Origin of the sequence: Planomonospora sp. ID82291, from assembly GCF_015711645.1 — a bacterium.
Lineage (GTDB): Bacteria > Actinomycetota > Actinomycetes > Streptosporangiales > Streptosporangiaceae > Planomonospora.
On sequence record NZ_JABTEX010000009.1, the window covers coordinates 1 to 16,206 of the forward strand.

Annotated in this window: 17 protein-coding genes; 9 read left to right on the forward strand and 8 right to left on the reverse strand. The window is 72.5% G+C overall.

The window, feature by feature from the left end:
• The first annotated feature begins 364 nt into the window (after positions 1 to 364).
• Together HS045_RS32080 and HS045_RS32085 are read left to right on the forward strand one after the other, a co-directional pair.
• Positions 365 to 1,249 carry a recombinase family protein gene (locus tag HS045_RS32080; protein WP_307827820.1) on the forward strand — a complete coding sequence of 295 codons (885 nt, stop codon included), beginning with the start codon at positions 365 to 367 and terminating at the stop codon, positions 1,247 to 1,249.
• Between the two features lie 54 nt (positions 1,250 to 1,303).
• Positions 1,304 to 1,573 carry a hypothetical protein gene (locus HS045_RS32085; RefSeq protein WP_196455381.1) on the forward strand — a complete coding sequence of 90 codons (270 nt, stop codon included), beginning with the start codon at positions 1,304 to 1,306 and terminating at the stop codon, positions 1,571 to 1,573.
• Between the two features lie 275 nt (positions 1,574 to 1,848).
• Here HS045_RS32085 and HS045_RS32090 read toward each other — a convergent pair whose 3' ends face one another.
• From HS045_RS32090 to HS045_RS32105, 4 genes are all read right to left on the reverse strand, one after another.
• The gene (locus HS045_RS32090) at positions 1,849 to 2,373 is read right to left on the reverse strand and encodes a hypothetical protein (RefSeq protein WP_196455382.1); all 525 of its coding nucleotides are present in this window, start codon (positions 2,371 to 2,373) and stop codon (positions 1,849 to 1,851) included.
• Between the two features lie 53 nt (positions 2,374 to 2,426).
• Complete coding sequence (locus HS045_RS32095) at positions 2,427 to 3,017, reverse strand: hypothetical protein (protein WP_196455383.1); 591 nt, start codon at positions 3,015 to 3,017, stop codon at positions 2,427 to 2,429.
• A 472-nt stretch (positions 3,018 to 3,489) separates the two neighbouring features.
• Entirely contained in the window at positions 3,490 to 3,915 is a 426-nt protein-coding gene (locus HS045_RS32100; protein WP_196455384.1) for an MFS transporter, read from the reverse strand.
• Complete coding sequence (locus tag HS045_RS32105) at positions 3,846 to 4,445, reverse strand: MFS transporter (protein ID WP_374191431.1); 600 nt, start codon at positions 4,443 to 4,445, stop codon at positions 3,846 to 3,848. The genes HS045_RS32100 and HS045_RS32105 overlap by 70 nt, the downstream gene beginning before the upstream one ends.
• 494 nt (positions 4,446 to 4,939) lie before the next feature.
• Between HS045_RS32105 and HS045_RS32110 the strand changes: the two genes are divergently transcribed.
• Positions 4,940 to 6,172, forward strand: coding sequence for a styrene monooxygenase/indole monooxygenase family protein (locus HS045_RS32110; RefSeq protein ID WP_196455386.1), 1,233 nt, complete (start codon positions 4,940 to 4,942; stop codon positions 6,170 to 6,172).
• Between the two features lie 6 nt (positions 6,173 to 6,178).
• On the forward strand, positions 6,179 to 6,676 hold the full coding sequence (locus HS045_RS32115) for a flavin reductase family protein (protein ID WP_196455387.1): 498 nt from the start codon (positions 6,179 to 6,181) through the stop codon (positions 6,674 to 6,676).
• Positions 6,677 to 6,794: 118 nt separating this feature from the next.
• On the opposite strand, the gene HS045_RS32120 is transcribed toward HS045_RS32115, so the two are convergent.
• The 3 genes from HS045_RS32120 to HS045_RS32130 all read right to left on the reverse strand — a co-directional run bounded on the left by HS045_RS32120 (position 6,795) and on the right by HS045_RS32130 (position 9,349).
• Positions 6,795 to 7,532: a CHAP domain-containing protein gene (locus tag HS045_RS32120; RefSeq protein ID WP_196455388.1), complete on the reverse strand. Its 738-nt coding sequence runs from the start codon at positions 7,530 to 7,532 to the stop codon at positions 6,795 to 6,797.
• 140 nt (positions 7,533 to 7,672) lie between these two features.
• The gene (locus HS045_RS32125) at positions 7,673 to 7,984 is read right to left on the reverse strand and encodes a hypothetical protein (protein WP_196455389.1); all 312 of its coding nucleotides are present in this window, start codon (positions 7,982 to 7,984) and stop codon (positions 7,673 to 7,675) included.
• 285 nt (positions 7,985 to 8,269) lie between these two features.
• Positions 8,270 to 9,349, reverse strand: a complete 1,080-nt coding sequence (locus HS045_RS32130; RefSeq protein WP_196455390.1) for a winged helix DNA-binding domain-containing protein — start codon at positions 9,347 to 9,349, stop codon at positions 8,270 to 8,272.
• Positions 9,350 to 9,476: 127 nt separating this feature from the next.
• Here HS045_RS32130 and HS045_RS32135 point away from each other — a divergent pair, with 127 nt between their 5' ends.
• Entirely contained in the window at positions 9,477 to 10,805 is a 1,329-nt protein-coding gene (locus HS045_RS32135; protein ID WP_196455391.1) for a hypothetical protein, read from the forward strand.
• 358 nt (positions 10,806 to 11,163) lie between these two features.
• Positions 11,164 to 11,547 carry a response regulator transcription factor gene (locus tag HS045_RS32140; protein ID WP_196455392.1) on the forward strand — a complete coding sequence of 128 codons (384 nt, stop codon included), beginning with the start codon at positions 11,164 to 11,166 and terminating at the stop codon, positions 11,545 to 11,547.
• A gap of 158 nt (positions 11,548 to 11,705) precedes the next feature.
• Here the strand turns inward: HS045_RS32140 and HS045_RS32145 are convergent, their stop codons facing one another.
• A complete protein-coding gene (locus HS045_RS32145; RefSeq protein WP_196455393.1) occupies positions 11,706 to 12,398 on the reverse strand; it encodes an endonuclease V in 693 nt (230 codons plus the stop codon).
• A gap of 366 nt (positions 12,399 to 12,764) precedes the next feature.
• Between HS045_RS32145 and HS045_RS32150 the strand changes: the two genes are divergently transcribed.
• The 3 genes from HS045_RS32150 to HS045_RS32160 all read left to right on the forward strand — a co-directional run bounded on the left by HS045_RS32150 (position 12,765) and on the right by HS045_RS32160 (position 16,191).
• On the forward strand, positions 12,765 to 13,682 hold the full coding sequence (locus tag HS045_RS32150; protein ID WP_196455394.1) for a CHAP domain-containing protein: 918 nt from the start codon (positions 12,765 to 12,767) through the stop codon (positions 13,680 to 13,682).
• A gap of 415 nt (positions 13,683 to 14,097) precedes the next feature.
• Positions 14,098 to 15,111 (forward strand): LacI family DNA-binding transcriptional regulator, encoded by a 1,014-nt coding sequence (locus HS045_RS32155; RefSeq protein WP_196455395.1) that lies wholly within the window; start codon positions 14,098 to 14,100, stop codon positions 15,109 to 15,111.
• A gap of 93 nt (positions 15,112 to 15,204) precedes the next feature.
• On the forward strand, positions 15,205 to 16,191 hold the full coding sequence (locus HS045_RS32160; RefSeq protein WP_230885203.1) for an ABC transporter substrate-binding protein: 987 nt from the start codon (positions 15,205 to 15,207) through the stop codon (positions 16,189 to 16,191).
• Positions 16,192 to 16,206: the final 15 nt, after the last annotated feature.

Below are 16,206 nucleotides of genomic sequence, written 5' to 3' on the forward strand. Positions count from 1 at the left end.
GCGGAGGCCGGGATCAGCGGTTCAGAGTGATCAGCAAGCAAACGATCACAAGCTACACATTCACCGCGTTCGTATGCAAGATCCACATAAGTAGCAGATAAAGAACGGAAAGTGGTCAAATCGGAAAGATCGCCTTTCCTGATCGACCGCCGGGTGCACTGGCGGCCGGCCGGTCCTCGATCCCAGGACGCCCGGGGGGGAAGGCGGGTCTCGTGAGTCGCGCCGTGCGCCGCGCCGGACGCTGTTTCATAGGCGACCGCCTATGAAACAGCGCGGCCGGGACCGGCCATCCAGGGCGGACCGTGTTTCATAGGTCGATGCAAACACCTTGCTGATTGAAACATATCCGTGAAACAGTGGCGGGGTGAGCGACGACTTCCTGCGCGTCGAAGAGCGCGACTGCCCGATGTCCTCCTGCGCCGCCCCCGCGGGCTCGCCCTGCCGGACCGGCAAGGGGCGGGTGGCCGCCCAGTACCACACCGCCCGGTTCCGGCTCGTGCCCGCCCTGGCCAAGGCCCTGTCCGTGCCGACCCCGCCGGTCCGCAGGCCCGGCACCGTCTGGACCGAGCTGCCCCGCCCGGCATCGGCCGCCGCCCCACCGGCCGGGCGCATGCGGATCGGCTACGCCCGCGCCTCCACCGCCCGCCAGTCCCTGGACGTCCAGATCGACTCCCTGGCCGCGGCCGGGGTCGCCAAGGTCTTCTCCGAGAAGATCTCCACCCGCGCCACCAGCCGCCCCGAGCTCGAGCGGGCCGTCGCCCTGGCCCGCGACATGCGCGCCGCCGGAGCCGCGGTCACCCTCGTGGTGCACGAGCACAAGCGGCTGGGGCGCGGCATCGAGCTGGCCGCGCTGGCCGAACAACTGCGCGCCGCCGGCATCGGTCTGGAGTTCCTGTCCGGCGAGCTGCAGGGCAGCCACGACCCCTCCGGCATCGTCTTCACCGTGCTGGCCGCCTTGAGCGGCATGGAGCGCGAGTACATCCGCGAGCGCACCCTGGAAGGCCATGAATCCGCCCGCACCCGCGGCAAGACCATCGGCGGCGCGGCCGTCACCGACGAGGCCATGCTGTCGATGGCCCTGCACCTGCGCGAGCAGGGGATGAGCCTGCGCGACATCGCCGGTTGCCTCGTCATCACCAAGGGCAAGAAGAAGGGCCGCCACCCCTCAGCCGCGACCGTCCTGCGCCTGCTGCGCGAGCATGACGAGACGACCGCCGCCGCGGCGGCGGAGAACGTGCCGCCCGTCTAGGGAAGGCAGGCCGCTGCCCGGCCCGCTGGCGATGACCGGCTCACCTGGGAGGGGGTGCGCCCGGCCCCGCGCCGGCTGGAGAACGGCTACCGGGTGGCGCGGCGGTCCGGCGACGGGCGCCGCTACCTGCTGCCGTCCGGCAGCGAGACGCCGATCGGCTACGCCGAGACCGACGGTAGTCGCTGGAGTGCCCGCACGATGGACCACGAGCCGGTTGAGGTGGACGCCGTCTGCGGCTCCCACGCCCGCCAGGCCGACGCCCTGGCCGCCCTGGACCGCCACCACCGCACCCGGCCCACCACCGCCCCGCAGCCCGGCACCTGACCCGCCTGCCGTGCTGCGGAGACGGCTGGCCCGTGGTCATCGGCGGCCCGAGCGCCTATACCGGGCTGCGGTCGATGCCGGGAGCGATGACGAACTGATCCGTTTCATTGAGCGCCGCAGTGACGGGTCGGGGGAGAATCAGGACCTGCGGTACGGGCTGGAGCCGGACGGTACTCCGTCCGGCTCATGGTGATGGTCGCGGTCGTCGACTCCTTGCCCGTGTCTTCGCGCCGATCGGCCGGCTCGATGCTTTCTGGCTCCTGATAAAGGCGGACTTATTCCGGGTCAACGGAAGGCAGACGTCCTGCCTCACCGGTACCGGCGTCCTTCGCCGTGGACCTTCCCGCGGCGATCAACCCGATGGCCATGATCAGCCCGTACACCAGGAAGGGCCAGCCGTACGGCTGGCGGGGCGCCCACTGGTCGGAGACGATCGCCACTCCCGTCAGAAGAACGGCCGCCGTCAGCGCCCAGCCCACCACCTGTCCCGCCAGACGGGTGCGCCGCCACATCAGCAGGAGCGCCAGGACCAGGGCCGTGGCGATCCCCGGCCAGCCCATCTCGACGTACTCCCAGCCGTAGGCGAGGTCATCGTGCCGCTGACCGATGATCGCGTCGTATACCGAGTCCCCGACGAGGGAGAGCGGGAAGGCCATCAGGAGCATGCACAGACTCCCGTACAGGCCATCGCCGAGGTGGCCGTCTTGGGTCAGCCAGGTCAGCGTGAGCACGGCCGCCGCGTACGCGCAGACGACCAACGCCGCGGGCAGGCCGTGGAGGCGGGCGAGGACTCGAATCATGGGATGCCTTCCAAAGATGGCCACGTCATGGCCAAGACGGCAGCACGGTGGTCTCACCGGTGATCAGCGTCCGGCTGCGCTGCCGCTGCACCGCCACCGCGGCGGTGCACCGGTCCGGCTGCCCGGTCACCGGTGGCTTGGCCGTCGCGGTGGCGGCCGCCGCCTGGAGGCGGGCGCCGATCCGGGCGGGGCCGCAGTTCGCCGCAGGGATTCGATCGTGCGCGGTGGCCGATGAACAGGAGGGCGGCAAGGGCCACGAGCTGCATTATTCCGCAGGCCAGGAGGGGGGCGCCGTAGGGTTGTCGCGGCGGCCAGCCGCTGTTGGCGATGGTCCGGCCGAAGTAGATCATGAGCGCCGCGCCGGTCACGGCCATCGACACGCCAAGACGCGTCGGTCGCCGATGGGAGGTCGTCCGCATCAGCCAGGCCATCCAGAGCGCTTGAATCACCCCGGGGCCCACCATCAGGAGAAATCCCCACGGCTCGGCCATGGATGACTCCTGTGCGGCCAGGAGTTCCGCGGCGGGGATGCCGATCGCCTTGCCGATGAGGGAGAGCGGAAGCGTCAGCACGAGGATGAGCAGGTCTCCGTACATCATGTCGCCCAGTTGGCCGCTGTGGGTCCACCGGGCCAGCATGATCACTGCTCCCGCGTAGGGCAGGGCGGCGCAGACGGCGAGTCCGTTGAGGATGATGTGCGTCCTTGTCCGCCTCGTGGTGCGCCGCTGCGGGGCGGCGCGCGGTACGGCGGGGAGGGGTTGACCCACGACATGCTCGCAAGCTGGTAGGAGGAAGTGGAGTAACCGTACGGACGCCGTCCGGGTGCGTGATGCCGGCGTTATGCCCGGCGACCGCGATCTACGCCCGCTTGACGCGGGTGGCGCGGGTCACCCTCGCGGGCAGGTGCGGCCGGGCCGTCGTGCGGGTGCGGCGTGGTTGCGGGGCGAAAGCGTGCCTCGGCGGGCCGCTGATCGGGTGCCCTGGGCATGCTCGCGGGTGAGGTGCGTCATAGGCGGGCCGGTGTGGCCGGGGTGGTGGAGATCGGTGAAGCTTTGCCTGGCTTTACCTTGTTTGCTGTTTGCCGCCCCACCTATTTGCCCTTTTTCCTTCTCTCGCTCACTCTGAATGGGCCTTTGATCCTTTGGGTTGCGTCTTGCGTGGTTTCAGGCGTTTCGTCAGGTTGGGGTGGATTCTTTGGTGAGGCGGCGGCTCATGATGTCGATCATCGCGAGGTGGATCATGGCTTCGGAGCGGTCGGGCCGCGGGCATGGCCATGGTCAGTCCGGCACTGCCGATGACCAGCGCGGGCAGGATTTCGAGATAGCCCGTGTCGGTGTCGGCGACCACGGCGATCCAGCCCATGCCCAGTGTCTGCAGCAGCAGCCCTCCGACCACGAACGTCCGCTCGCCGACCTTGTCGGCCAACCGGCCGGCGATCGGCGCGCACACCATCAGCGTCCCGGTCCACGGCATCAGCCGCAGGCCGGCGCCGAGCGGCCCTTCACCGTGCACGGTCTGGAAATACTGCGCGAGGAAGAACATCGTGCCGTACAGCGAAGCGAACACGCAGAAGTTCGCCGGGTTGGCCGTGGCGAAGCACTGATCAGGGTGAGCGACAGCGGCAGCACCATCGCGGCACCGGCGCCCTGCAACGCCCGGGCCGCGACCAGAGCGGCGATGGTCGGGGACAGCGCGCAGGCCGCCGATGCGACGGTGAACACCGCCAGCCCGGCGGCGAACATGCGGCGGCGGCCGAACCGGTCACCCAGGGCCGCTCCGGTCGGCAGCAGCACCGCGAACGTCAGATTGTACGCGTTGACGGTCCACTCGAGCGATTCGAGCGACGCCGCCAGATCCTGCCGGATCGTGCCGAGAGCCGTCGTCACGACCAAGCTGTCCAGGGCCATCATGAACGACGCCACTGAGGTTATACCCAGTACCCACGCCTGATCGGACGTCATCCGTCCTCCGTCACCGCTCACCGCTTCTTCTTTCTGCTCGGACCTTCTCCGGACACGCGGTCGGACGCCGTTCGCCGGAATCCTGCGGGTCCGCCGTCTGTTTCTGTGCATGGCTTTCTGCACGTGCTCCGCGGGCACGCCGCCGGATACACGCGTCGGGCCTCCGGCCTCCGCGCGACCGGTCAAGTGCGCAGCGATCGCGGGAGATGGCCGGTCCGGTTCCCCGCCCGAGTGCCGTAGTCGCTCGGCCCGCCCGCGCGATGCGGCCCCGGCGATACACGCGTCCACCGACCCTTGGAACACCCCGGCCTCGGCTCAGCCGCTGAACCGGGAGTAGAGCGCGGACCAGGGCCCGTAGCGTTCGGGGACATCACGCCGACCGGACCCGGTGCGCAACCGCCGCTGAGAACCCGCCGACGGGTCGGCGGCCCGCGCCCGTTCGTGGCGGCGTGCCTGTGACGGACCTCCCGGGCCGAAGCCCGCGCCAGGCGGACGGAACCCGCGCTGAGCGGATGGCCCGCCCGGCGGCGCCCGCCGTACCGTTCTCATCAGGCGCCGATCGACCATCCACCAAAGAGAAGACCCTGGAGAAGGGACATCCCACCATGCGCAGAATCCTCATCGTCGGCGCCGGGCAGGCGGGCCTCCACCTGGCCCTCGGCCTGCTCCGCAACGGCTACGACGTCACCGTCGTCTCCAACCGGACCCCGCAGGACATCCGGAACGGCCGGGTCATGTCCGGCCAGGCCATGTTCGGCACGGCCCTCGGGCTCGAACGCGACCTCGGCCTGGACCTGTGGGCGGGCGAGTGCCCGCCGATCGACGGGATCCAGCTCACCGTCCCCGGCCCGGACGGCGGCCGGGCGATCCACTGGGCGGCCCGGCTCGACACGCCCGCCCGCTCGGTCGACCAGCGGCTGAAGATGCCCGCCTGGATGGCCGAGGTCGAGCGGCTCGGCGGCAAACTCGTCATCCACGACGCCGGGGTCGGCGACCTGGAGGAGTACGCCGCCGAGTACGACCTCGTCATGGTCGCCGCGGGCAAGGGGCCGATCGCCTCGCTGTTCGAGCGGGACGCCGCCCGCTCGCCGTACGACGCCCCGCAGCGGGCCCTGGCCGTGACCTACGTCACCGGCCTGACGCCGCGGCCGGAGCACTCCGCGGTCTGCTTCAACCTGATCCCGGGCGTCGGCGAGTACTTCGTCTTCCCGGCCCTCACCGCCGCGGGCCCCTGCGAGATCATGGTCTTCGAGGGGGTGCCCGGCGGGCCGATGGACTGCTGGGGCGACGTGCGCACCCCCGCCGAGCACCTGGCCCGGAGCCGGCGGATCCTGGAGACCTTCCTGCCGTGGGAGGCCGAGCGCTGCGCCGACGCGGCGCTCACCGACGACGGCGGCGTACTGACCGGCCGCTTCGCCCCGGTCGTGCGCCGACCGGTCGCGACGCTGCCCTCGGGCGCGCCGGTCCTGGGGGTCGCCGACGTCGTCGTGCTCAACGACCCCATCACCGGCCAGGGGTCCAACAACGCCGCCAGGTGCGCCGCCTCCTACCTGGCGGGCATCCTGGAGCACGGCGGGCGGCCGTTCGACGCGGCCTGGATGGAGGAGACCTTCGAGCGCTACTGGGAGGGGGCCCGGCACGTCACCGCCTGGACGAACGCGCTGCTCGCGCCCCCGCCGCCGCACGTCCTGGAGATCCTGCAGGCCGCCGGCCGGGTGCCGGAGGTGGCCTCGCGCTTCGTCAACGGCTTCGACGACCCGGCGGACTTCTCCGAGTGGTTCATGGACCCCGTCTCGGCGGGCGGCTACCTGGCGCGCACCGGCGCCCGAGGGGAGTGAGCGGCCGTGCGATCCCTGCGCGAGGCCCTCGGGCAGTACGCGACCGGGGTGGCGGTGGTCACCGCCGCCGCCCCGGGCGGCGACCTGGCCGGGGTCACCGTCAACTCCTTCACCTCGGTCTCGCTCGACCCGCCCCTGGTGCTGTGGTGCCTGGCCCGGAGCTCTCCCAGCGCGCCCGTCTTCCTGCGGGCCGGGCGGTTCGCGGTCAACGTCCTGGCCGAGGACCAGGACCACCTGTCACGGCGGTTCGCCACGCCGCTGCCCGACAAGTTCGCCGGGGTGGAGACACTGCCCGGTCCCGGCGGCGCACCGCTGCTCGCCGGGACGCTGGCGTCCTTCGCCTGCCGTACGGCGACCGTGCACGAGGGCGGCGACCACCTCATCCTCGTCGGGGAGGTCGAGCGCTTCCACCGCGCGGAGGGCGCGCCGCTGGTCTTCCACGCGGGGCGCTACCGCTCCGCGGCGCCCCTCGGCCTCGTCCCGGCTCCGGCGCGCTGCGCCTAGCGCACCGGCGGGCATGCGTCACCGGCCCGCTCCGGCGGGTGCCGCACCCCGGGGCGCCGGCGTCACGTCACCGACGCGCCGGGGCGGGCCGGACGGCCCGCGACGGCGGACGGGGACGTCACCAGCCCGCTCCGGCGGCCCGCGCGGGGGCGCCGGAGCGGGGCCCCCAGATCGCGGGGTAGTCCGGGTAGCCGTATCCGACGACCTCGCCCTCGGACCGGATGCGCCGCTCGACCCGGCCGTTGTCGGTGTTGCCCTCGACCGTGGTGATCGTGCCGTCGCCGTTGTCCCGCTTCACCAGGCCCATGTGGTCGATCCGGTAGACGCCCTCGCCGCCGTCCCCGTCGATGTCGAAGAAGACGACGGCACCGGGGGCGGGGGCGTTGCCCCAGCGCCCGTCGAGCTGGAACCGCCTGGCCCAGGTGACGACGTAGACGTCCGAGCCGACCGTGGACCGCAGTCCCGCCTGCTCGCCGACCCAGGCGACGAACATCGCGCACCAGGGGGCGTTGGCGTAGGCCCGGATGCTGTGGCCGTCGCGGGCCGCGGTCTCCCAGGCCCGGGAGGTCTCCATGTACCAGGCGTGGAACTTCGTGCCGCCGCCGTCGGCGTCCTCCCGGATGCCGACCTGCTGCTCGGCCACGCTGAGCATCCGGGCCACCGCCGCCTGCGGAGCCCGGCCCGCGGGCCAGTACGGCACGGCCTGGGCGAGCGGGCCGGTCCGGGAGCCCGGCGGGACGCCGGAGGTCAGGGCGGGGACGCCGACGAGGGCCGCCCCCGCGACGAGCACCGCGCTGAGGGCCAGCCGGGGAAGGAGGGAGGGGGGGAGGGAACAGGGAAAACGATCATGGATCATCCCGGGTTCGCTCCTTGTCTCCGCGCCGCCTGCCGGGTCGGCCGGCGGATGAGAGAATCGTCGAGAACTCCGAGGTCAGTCTAGCATCCGCCCGCTTTGATGATCATCGGGCGAGCCCGGGGCCGGTCCGGCGGACCGGGTCAGCCGGTCGTCCGGGCCGGCTCGCGGCGGGGTTCCTGCTCCGTCGCGGCCGGGGCGGGACGCGGCGTCTCCCGGGTGGGCGCGTCCCGCTCGGGAGACGCCTGCGGGGGAACGCCGTCCTCGATGCGCCGGACCGTCCGCTCCAGTTCCTCGGCCGTCTCCGCCTCGGCGTGCGACGCGCCGGCCCGCCCCTTCGCGCGGGAGAGGGCCCAGAAGCGACGGGTGTGCTCGCCGTACCAGACCGTCCACCCGGGCAGTCGCGCGGCCAGCGCCCGCGCCGCGGCGGCGCCTTCGGTGTGCTCTTTCGCCATCGTGACCCTCTTCCGTGGTGCGCTCCGTCGTGCATCGGCCGGGACGAGTGCCTTACCCGGGAACACCCGTCCCATCCGCACCGGGGGTCGTCGCGGGCCGATTCTTTACCGAAGCATCGCGCATCAGGGGGCGTCGTCGCGTGATAACACGCGGAAAGTCAGGAAGCAGTAGTCGTCGGGCCACGGCCGCCGCGCACCGGACCGGGTGGCGCGGCGGCCGCCGCGCACCGGACCGGGTGGCGCGGCGGTCTCCGGCTCAGTCCGGGTGGCGCGGCGGTCTCCGGCTCAGTCCGGGCCGGAGGCCAGGAAGCGGGCGACGTCCGCCGCCTCTTCGGCGATCCCGGCCTCGACCTCCGGCGGCAGGGGGGCGAACGGTGTGACGGCGACGGTCCCCTCCCGGCGCGTCCAGGTGGCGACCGCCAGCCCGTCCGCCAGGACGACCGGGCGGATCTGGCCGCCGCCGGGCCACACGCGCCGGGCGTGGGCGGCCGGCACCGACAGGTCCCTCGTACGGTGGCCCACGAGGTAGCCGTCGTAGGCGGGCAGCAGCCGTACGTCGGGAGGGCCCTCCCGCTCGGGTTCCGCCGGCCGGGTCCGGGGCACGAGGTGCGCACCGCCCCCGATCCCGGCCTCGGCGACGTCGTCGAGGGCGCGCCATCCCCGCCGGGCCAGGCCCGCAGGAAGGCCCGACCAGGTGATGAAGTCCTCGGCCGAGGCGGGGGCGTGCGCGGCGAGGTACCGGCGGGCCAGCTCGGCCGCGGCCTCGTGCGCGGGAGGTCGGGGACCGCCGGGCGGGACCAGGTCGTCGAGCAGGGCGAACGTCGCCTCGCCCCGGCGGTCCGGGCCGTGGCAGATCCACCCGCGCAGCGCGGTGCGGCGGATGAGGTGGAAGGCGGACTGGCCGGTCGGGGGCACCCCCAGAGCGGCCGCCAGCCGGGCCGTGAGCTCGGCGCGGGTGAGCGGCCCGTCCGTGCCCACGGCCTCGGCGACCAGGTGTTCGGCGCGTTCCTGAAGCCGCTCGTCCAAGCCGAGTTCGGCGCACCGGCGACGGCCCGCCGCCAGGAAGACCGGCCCGAGCAGCCCGATCAGCCACCTGGCGTCGGGCGCGGCCACCGTGTGCAGCGTGCCGCGCATGAACCAGCCGCGGACGAGGGCGGGGCCGGCGGTGTACGCGGCGCAGACGTCCCGGCGGGTGATCCCTGTGCCGCGGACCCGCAGGCCGAGGGCGGCGGCTCCGGCGTCCTGGGCCTGGATCGCGAAGGCGCGGCCGATGACCTCCGGCACGCCGCGGCCTCTGACGCCGCCGGCCAGCCCCTGCGCCCGGGCGCGCATCAGCCGGGCACGCTCCGGGGTGATGATCGGCATGGGTGCCCACCCTAGTGGCGCGGTCCCCGCCCGGCGCTGAGACCGCATTCGGTCATCAATCCTGAAATTCCTTGATCTGGGGTACGGCACCCGGGAGACTGCGGCCTACCCGATCACAGGAGGACGCATGGGGAAGTGGCGGGCCGCGGCCGTCGCGATGCTGGCGGTGCTCGCGCTGGGCGGGGCGGGGACGACCGGAGCGGCGGCGGCGCCGCCGGAGCCGTACGAGGTGTGGCTGGTCGACCAGTCCGACAGCGCCGGGCGGTCGTCCGGCGGGACCATCCGCGTGTACGCGGGGGACGACGTCACCCGTGACCTGTCCCAGGCGGAGCCCGTGCAGGTGATCGACCTGGGCGGCGCGGCCTCGTCCCTGTGCGCGGCGAGCACGGGCGCGCTCCCGGTGCGCCCCCACATGATCGTGTTCAACCGGGCCGAGACCCATGCGGCGCTCTCCTTCGTCGCCAGCGGCCATGTGGTCGTCTTCGACGCCGCGACCCGGAGGCCGCTCGCCTGCCTGCGCACCGAGGCCGGGGCGGGAGGGGCCCGGCAGGCCCACGCCCTCTGGCCCACCGAGGACGACAGGTATCTGATCATCGCCAACCAGAACGGCAAGAAGCTGGAGCGGATCAGCACCGACTACGCCGCCGGACGCTTCGTCCAGGAGCCGGCGGCGACGCTCGACCTGGCGGGCTGCACCACTCCGAACGAGGCGCCGTGCCAGGCCCCGGGGCTGCGTCCCGACAACGCGCCGATCTGCCCGTTCATCGCCTCCGACAACGGCCCGGTCTTCGTCAGCCTCCGCGGCGGCGGGATGCTGGTGGCCGACTGGCGGACGACACCGATGTCGATCGTGGGCGAGTACGACGACGCGCACATCCCCGCCAACGGCTGCGGGTTCATCGAGGCCGAGGGCTTCGTCTTCGGCGACGGGGGCGGCGGTACGCCCGCCAACCTCGACCAGTTCAGCGTCTTCCGGCTGCCGATGGGCGGTTACTCCCCGGCGAACCCGCCGAACACGCCCGCCGTCGAGCGGCTCTACGACGACGAGGCGGCCGACCGCGACGCCCACGGGACGGCGGTCTCCACCCGGGAGCGCCACATCTGGGTCGGCGACCGCGACGGCAACGTCGCCGAGGTCTTCGACGGCGTGACCGGCGCCCACGAGGGCACGGTCGACCTGGTCTCGCCGTTCAGCGCGGACCCGACGGTCGATCTCTTCGCCAGTTCGCCCGACCACAAGTGGATATTCGCCTCGACGCGGGGACCGCACCCGCTCTCCGGCGACCCGCACTCCTCGCACGGCAGCGATCCCGGGATGCTCGTCATCCGGGTGACCGCCGACGGGAAGTCGGGCCAGGTGCGCGGCCTGATCCGGGTCTCCAACCCGGACGCGGCCGGCCTGGAGCGTGCCGACCCGCACGGCATCCGGGTGCGGGTCGTGCCGGCGACCGGCTGACGGCGGAACGCGGCGTGGCCGGGGGAGCGTCGGGGAGACGGTCCGTGCTCACGGGGGAGCGTCGGGGAGGCGGTCCGTGCTCAGGGGGAACGAGGTGCGGAGAGCGTATGGTGGGGAAGCCGGTCGTCCGGCCCCCGCAGGCCGATGCGGATCGCCGGCGCTCAGGGGGTCCCGGCGTACGGCTCCCCTCGGATCCGGTGTCCTTCCCGTGTGGCGCACCCGATTCCGGGCTCCGGGAAGCGCCTCGCAAGGGCCAGGAGAAGGCGTCAAATTCGTGCAAAGCGCCTGAGAGCGGTATGAATGTCAGTGGTCAGGGCAATGTCCCTACCGGGGATGTGCTTTGTCGGGGGGTGGGTGCATGGCCAGGGTTCTGACGGTCGAGGACGACGCGGACATCCAGTTCGTGATCAGTTTCGCGCTGAAGAAGGCCGGACACGAAGTGAAGATGGCCGGTGATGGTCTGGCGGCCATGGACGCTCTGGCCGAGAAGCTGCCCGATGTTGTGATCTTGGACTGGATGATGCCGGGGCTGTCCGGCCCCGAGGTGTGCCGCAGGCTGCGGGAGATGCCCGGAGGGCAGAACGTGGCGGTGCTCATGCTGTCGGCCAAGTCGGAGCAGGACGACGTGACGCAGGCGTTCGAGGCGGGCGTCGACGACTACATGACCAAGCCGTTCAGCCCCAAGGATCTGGCCACGCGCGTGCAGGACCTGCTGGCCCGGGTGGCGGGGACCCACCTGTGACGTGCCGGCGCGGTCCCGGGCCCGCGCCGCGCCCGGGACGCCCGCCCGGCCTCCCGGACGTTCCGGGTCCTTCGGCGTCTCGGCCGTCCTGACGGCGCCCCGGGTGCACGGACGCCCGGGCATCGGGGCACCCGAGTGCGGTCCGGCCTCCCGGGTTCTCAGACGCTCCGGGCCTCGCCCCGGGACTCGCGCAGGGCGGCCCGGGAGAGCCGGTCGGACGCCCGCGTCGTCTCCGGTAGCCGGTGGCGAGGGCTGAGCGCCAGCACGTGCCGGCAGGCCGTTTCCAGATCGATCCGGTGCCCGGGAGAGACGAAGACCGGTTTGACCCCGTCCTGAGTGCGCAGCACGCGCCCCACGACGTCGCCGTCCAGCACCAGATCACTCCACGCCCCCCGTTCCCGGCCCGGCTCCCGGTGGGTGCCGACGAACGCGGTCTTGCCCACGCCCACGGTGGGCAGGCCGGTCAGCACGCCCAGATGGCAGGCCAGGCCGAAGCGGCGCGGATGCGCCAGGCCGTACCCGTCGCAGACGATCAGGTCGGGGACGACGGTGAGCCGTTCCAGCGCCTCGGTGAGGGAGGGCAGCTCGCGGAAGGCGAGCAGCCCGGGGACGTACGCGAAGGCCGTCCGGCCGGTCACGGTCACCTGCTCGACGACCCGGTGGGTCGCCGCGTCGAGGACGACGACCGCGGCGGCCAGCCGGTCGCCGGAATAGGCCACGTCCACGCCCGCGACCGTCGCCGGGTGGCGGGGGCCGGGGCCCGTGAGGTCGAGTGAGGCGCGCAGGGCGTCCTGCAGGCGCTCGGCCTCGGCGGCGGTCTCCGGCCAGGGGTGGGAACGCTGAATCTTCACACCGCGTGACGATATCTCCCCTCATCTCCCTTCACGCGCGGAAGCATGCGCGGAAGCGCGCCCGGAAGCACACGCGGAAGCACGCCCGGAAGCGCGCCCGGAAGCACGCCCGGAAGCACGCCCGGAAGCGCGCCCGGAAGCACGCGCGGTGAGTGACGGAGCGTCACCGTCGCATTTTCCTCAGTAACCGGTCGCGGCGGCCGAACAGGGAGGCGACACCAGGCTGCGCGCCGGTCGCCGCTCGCCCGCGGACCGGAGCCGAGTCCCGCCGGGGGCGCTGCTTCCGGCCCGGGAGGCCTTCCACCGGACCCCGCCCGTCGCGGCGCGGGTCCCCTCCCCGGCGGGCGGCAGAAAGGGAACGCGTCCTTGTCCGCCCTGTCGCGCGTCTTCTCCCGTGGTGTCCTCGCCACGGGCCTGGCCCTCACCACCGCCGCCGGTTTCGCGGTCCTGCCCGCCGGGGAGGCCGCCGCCGCGGCTCTGCCGGCCGCCGACGACCAACCGGGCGGGGCCCCCTTCGCGGAGATGCAGTCCCGGATCGCCGAGATCGAGTCCAGGATCGAGATCCTCCGGCGGCGGACTCCGGGGACGCTCGAGGGGGAGACGGAGCCTCAGGCGGCGTCCGGCTCCGGGTCCGGGTCCGGCTCCGCGGGGATCGGGACGCAGGACGGGGAGCTCCGGCTGCCGGGAGAGGCCAGGCTGGAGGAGACCCGGGCGCGGTTGGAGAACGGCGGGCCGAGCCTGCCCGATCAGCTCGTGCCCGGCGGGCTCCGGCTGCCGGCGCGGTCCCAGGCGGGCGGGACGCCGGCGCAGGCCGCGTCGCTCGCGGGCGCCGCCCGGGTGCGGCAGGTCGTCACGACCGCGCTCGGCAAGGTCGGCGAGGGCGAGCGGAAGGACGGCACGACCTCCTACGGCGCCTGGTACGACGACTACACCGGGCAGAAGGGCTTCGCCGGGGCGGCCTGGTGCGACATGTTCCTGTCGTGGGTGGCCGTCCAGCACGGCCTGGAGAAGCAGATGGGAATCTTCGCCTACACCCCCTGGCACGCCGAATGGTTCAAGAAACAGGGCCGGTTCGACCGCAGGCCGCAGGTCGGCGACCTCGTCTTCTTCGACTGGGCGGGCTCGCGCAGCGTCTCGGCGATCGACCACGTCGGCCTGGTGACCGGCGTCAACCCCGACGGCACGGTCTCCACCGTCGAGGGGAACATCAGCGACCGGGTCGTGACCCGCACCCGGACCATGGACACCATCGTCGGGTTCGGCCACCCCGCCTACGGAGGCTGACCGGGCGCCCGCCACGACCCCGCCGGCCGGGGACGCTCCGCGCCGTGCCGCCGGCCGGGGCTCCCCGCGGAGCCGGTCCGGAGCCTTCCATGCCGGCTCCGGACCGGCTCTCGCGCGTCCCGCCCGACCCGGCGGCACGGCGCGGCTCCCCGCGCCGGCCGCTCCCCGCGGATCACGCGGGAAGGGGCGGTGCGGACCGCGTCCGCCGCGGGTGGGCGGGCGCGAAATGTGAGCGTTAACAACACGAGCTCCCAACATTTAAGAGCGTGTGGACCTTTACGTCAAGAGTGGGTTAACCACGTATTTCGGGCGGCTGCGATGTGATGTGAACGTAATCCGGGGAGTGCTTGACGCGGCGCGTTGTTAGCGTTCACAGTCGGTCCCAGGTCATCCGGGACGAGTGGAGGGAGCCGCCATGACGCCGAGCAAGGAGCGTCTGCCGGTGATGGCGGACGTGGCCCGGCTCGCCGGAGTCTCCCACCAGACGGTCTCCCGGGTGCTCAACGAGCATCCCAACGTCCGTGCCGAGACCCGCACCCGGGTCATGGACGCGATCGACCAGCTGGGCTACCGGCGCAACCTCGTGGCCCGCGCCCTCGTCACCCGGCACTCGCGCACGCTCGGCGTCGTCAGCTTCGACACGACCCTGTACGGCCCGGCGAGCACCGTCTACGGCATCGAGCAGGCGGCCAGGGCGGCGGGGTACTTCATCAGCATCGTCAGCCTCAAGTCCATCGACCGGGCGGGCGTGCGCGACGCGCTCGGCTACCTCGCCGAGCAGGCCGTCGACGGCATCGTCGTGGTCGCCCCGCAGCGGTCGGCGGCCCGTGCGCTGGCCGATCTGCCGGCGGGCATCCCCGTGGTGGCCGTCGAGTGCGGTGAGGCCGGGGAGGTCTCCACGGTCAGCGTCGACCAGATCGAGGGCGCCCGGCTGGTCGTCGAGCACCTGCTCGGACTCGGCCACGAGACGGTCTGGCACGTGAGCGGCCCGTCGGGCTGGCTGGAGGCCGAGGGGCGGATCCACGGGTGGCGGGCGGCGCTGTCCGATGCCGGCCGCAAGGTGCCCGAGCTGCTCTCCGGCGACTGGAGTCCGCGTTCGGGATACGAGGCCGGGCGGCGCCTGGCCGGGATGGAGGACGTCACGGCGGTGTTCGTGGCCAACGACCAGATGGCGCTCGGCGTGCTGAGGGCGTTCGCCGAGGAGGGGGTGCGCGTGCCCGGCCGGATCAGTGTGGCCGGCTTCGACGACATCCCCGAATCGGAGTTCTTCTCGCCGCCGCTCACCACGGTCAGGCAGGACTTCGCCGCGGTGGGCCGGCGCAGCATCGAGGTGCTGCTCCGGCAGATAGAGACGCGCGAGCAGCGGGTCCGCGAAGCGTTCGTGGTCCCGCCGGAGCTCGTGATCAGAGCCAGCACCTCGCCGGCCTGAGAAAACCCGTCGCGAAGAGATCGGGGGTGACGTCGCGACGTGATGTTAACGCTCACGGAAACACGCTCACGAAATCGTGAGAAGAAGGGAACGATGACCGTGTTCAAGAAGATGTCAGCGCTGCTGCTGGCCGGTGTCACCATCATGGCCGCGGCGGGATGCGGCGGCGGCGGCGAGGCCGCCGGCGGCGGCTCGGGCGACGGGAAGATCACCATGGGCTTCGCCCAGGTGGGCGCGGAGAGCGGCTGGCGCACGGCCAACACCAAGTCCATCCAGGAGTCGGCCAAGACCGCCGGGATCGAGCTGAAGTTCTCCGACGCCCAGCAGAAGCAGGAGAACCAGATCAAGGCGATCCGCTCCTACATCCAGCAGAAGGTGGACGTCATCGCCTTCTCGCCGGTGGTGGAGTCCGGCTGGGACAACGTGCTCAAGGAGGCCCAGGCCGCCAAGATCCCGGTGATCCTCACCGACCGCGCGGTGGACTCGGCCGACACCAGCCTCTACAAGACCTTCCTCGGCTCCGACTTCGTCGAGGAGGGCCGCAAGGCCGGCAAGTGGCTGGTGGAGGAGTACAAGGACTCCACCGACACGGTGAACATCGTCGAACTGCAGGGCACCACCGGCTCCGCGCCCGCCAACGACCGCAAGGCCGGGTTCGCCGAGGTCATCGGCGCCGAGTCCAAGTTCAAGGTGGTCGCCTCGCAGACCGGCGACTTCACCCGGGCCAAGGGCAAGGAGGTCATGGAGGCCTTCCTGAAGTCCAACCCGGACATCGACGTGCTCTACGCGCACAACGACGACATGGGCCTGGGCGCCATCGAGGCGATCGAGGGCGCCGGCAAGGTCCCGGGCAAGGACATCAAGATCATCACGGTCGACGCGGTCAAGGACGGCATGCAGGCGCTCGCCGACGGGAAGATCAACTTCATCGTCGAGTGCAGCCCCATCCTCGGCCCGCAGCTGATGGACCTGGCCAAGAAGGTCGTCGCCGGTGAGCAGGTGCCCGCGCGCGTGCTGACCGAGGAGACGACGTTCACCCCCGAGCAGGCGAAGGCCGCCCTGCCCACCCGCCCGTACTGACCGGACCGGGCCGCT

Excerpts from the sequence above, each read along its gene's own strand:
- HS045_RS32090 (WP_196455382.1), bottom strand. The coding sequence starts at position 2,373 with ATGATTCGAGTCCTCGCCCGCCTCCACGGCCTGCCCGCGGCGTTGGTC.
- HS045_RS32100 (WP_196455384.1), bottom strand. The coding sequence starts at position 3,915 with ATGTTCTTCCTCGCGCAGTATTTCCAGACCGTGCACGGTGAAGGGCCG.
- HS045_RS32105 (WP_374191431.1), bottom strand. The coding sequence starts at position 4,445 with ATGCACAGAAACAGACGGCGGACCCGCAGGATTCCGGCGAACGGCGTC.
- HS045_RS32110 (WP_196455386.1), top strand. The coding sequence starts at position 4,940 with ATGCGCAGAATCCTCATCGTCGGCGCCGGGCAGGCGGGCCTCCACCTG.
- HS045_RS32120 (WP_196455388.1), bottom strand. The coding sequence starts at position 7,532 with ATGATCCATGATCGTTTTCCCTGTTCCCTCCCCCCCTCCCTCCTTCCC.
- HS045_RS32125 (WP_196455389.1), bottom strand. The coding sequence starts at position 7,984 with ATGGCGAAAGAGCACACCGAAGGCGCCGCCGCGGCGCGGGCGCTGGCC.
- HS045_RS32130 (WP_196455390.1), bottom strand. The coding sequence starts at position 9,349 with ATGCCGATCATCACCCCGGAGCGTGCCCGGCTGATGCGCGCCCGGGCG.
- HS045_RS32135 (WP_196455391.1), top strand. The coding sequence starts at position 9,477 with ATGGGGAAGTGGCGGGCCGCGGCCGTCGCGATGCTGGCGGTGCTCGCG.
- HS045_RS32140 (WP_196455392.1), top strand. The coding sequence starts at position 11,164 with ATGGCCAGGGTTCTGACGGTCGAGGACGACGCGGACATCCAGTTCGTG.
- HS045_RS32155 (WP_196455395.1), top strand. The coding sequence starts at position 14,098 with ATGACGCCGAGCAAGGAGCGTCTGCCGGTGATGGCGGACGTGGCCCGG.
- HS045_RS32160 (WP_230885203.1), top strand. The coding sequence starts at position 15,205 with ATGACCGTGTTCAAGAAGATGTCAGCGCTGCTGCTGGCCGGTGTCACC.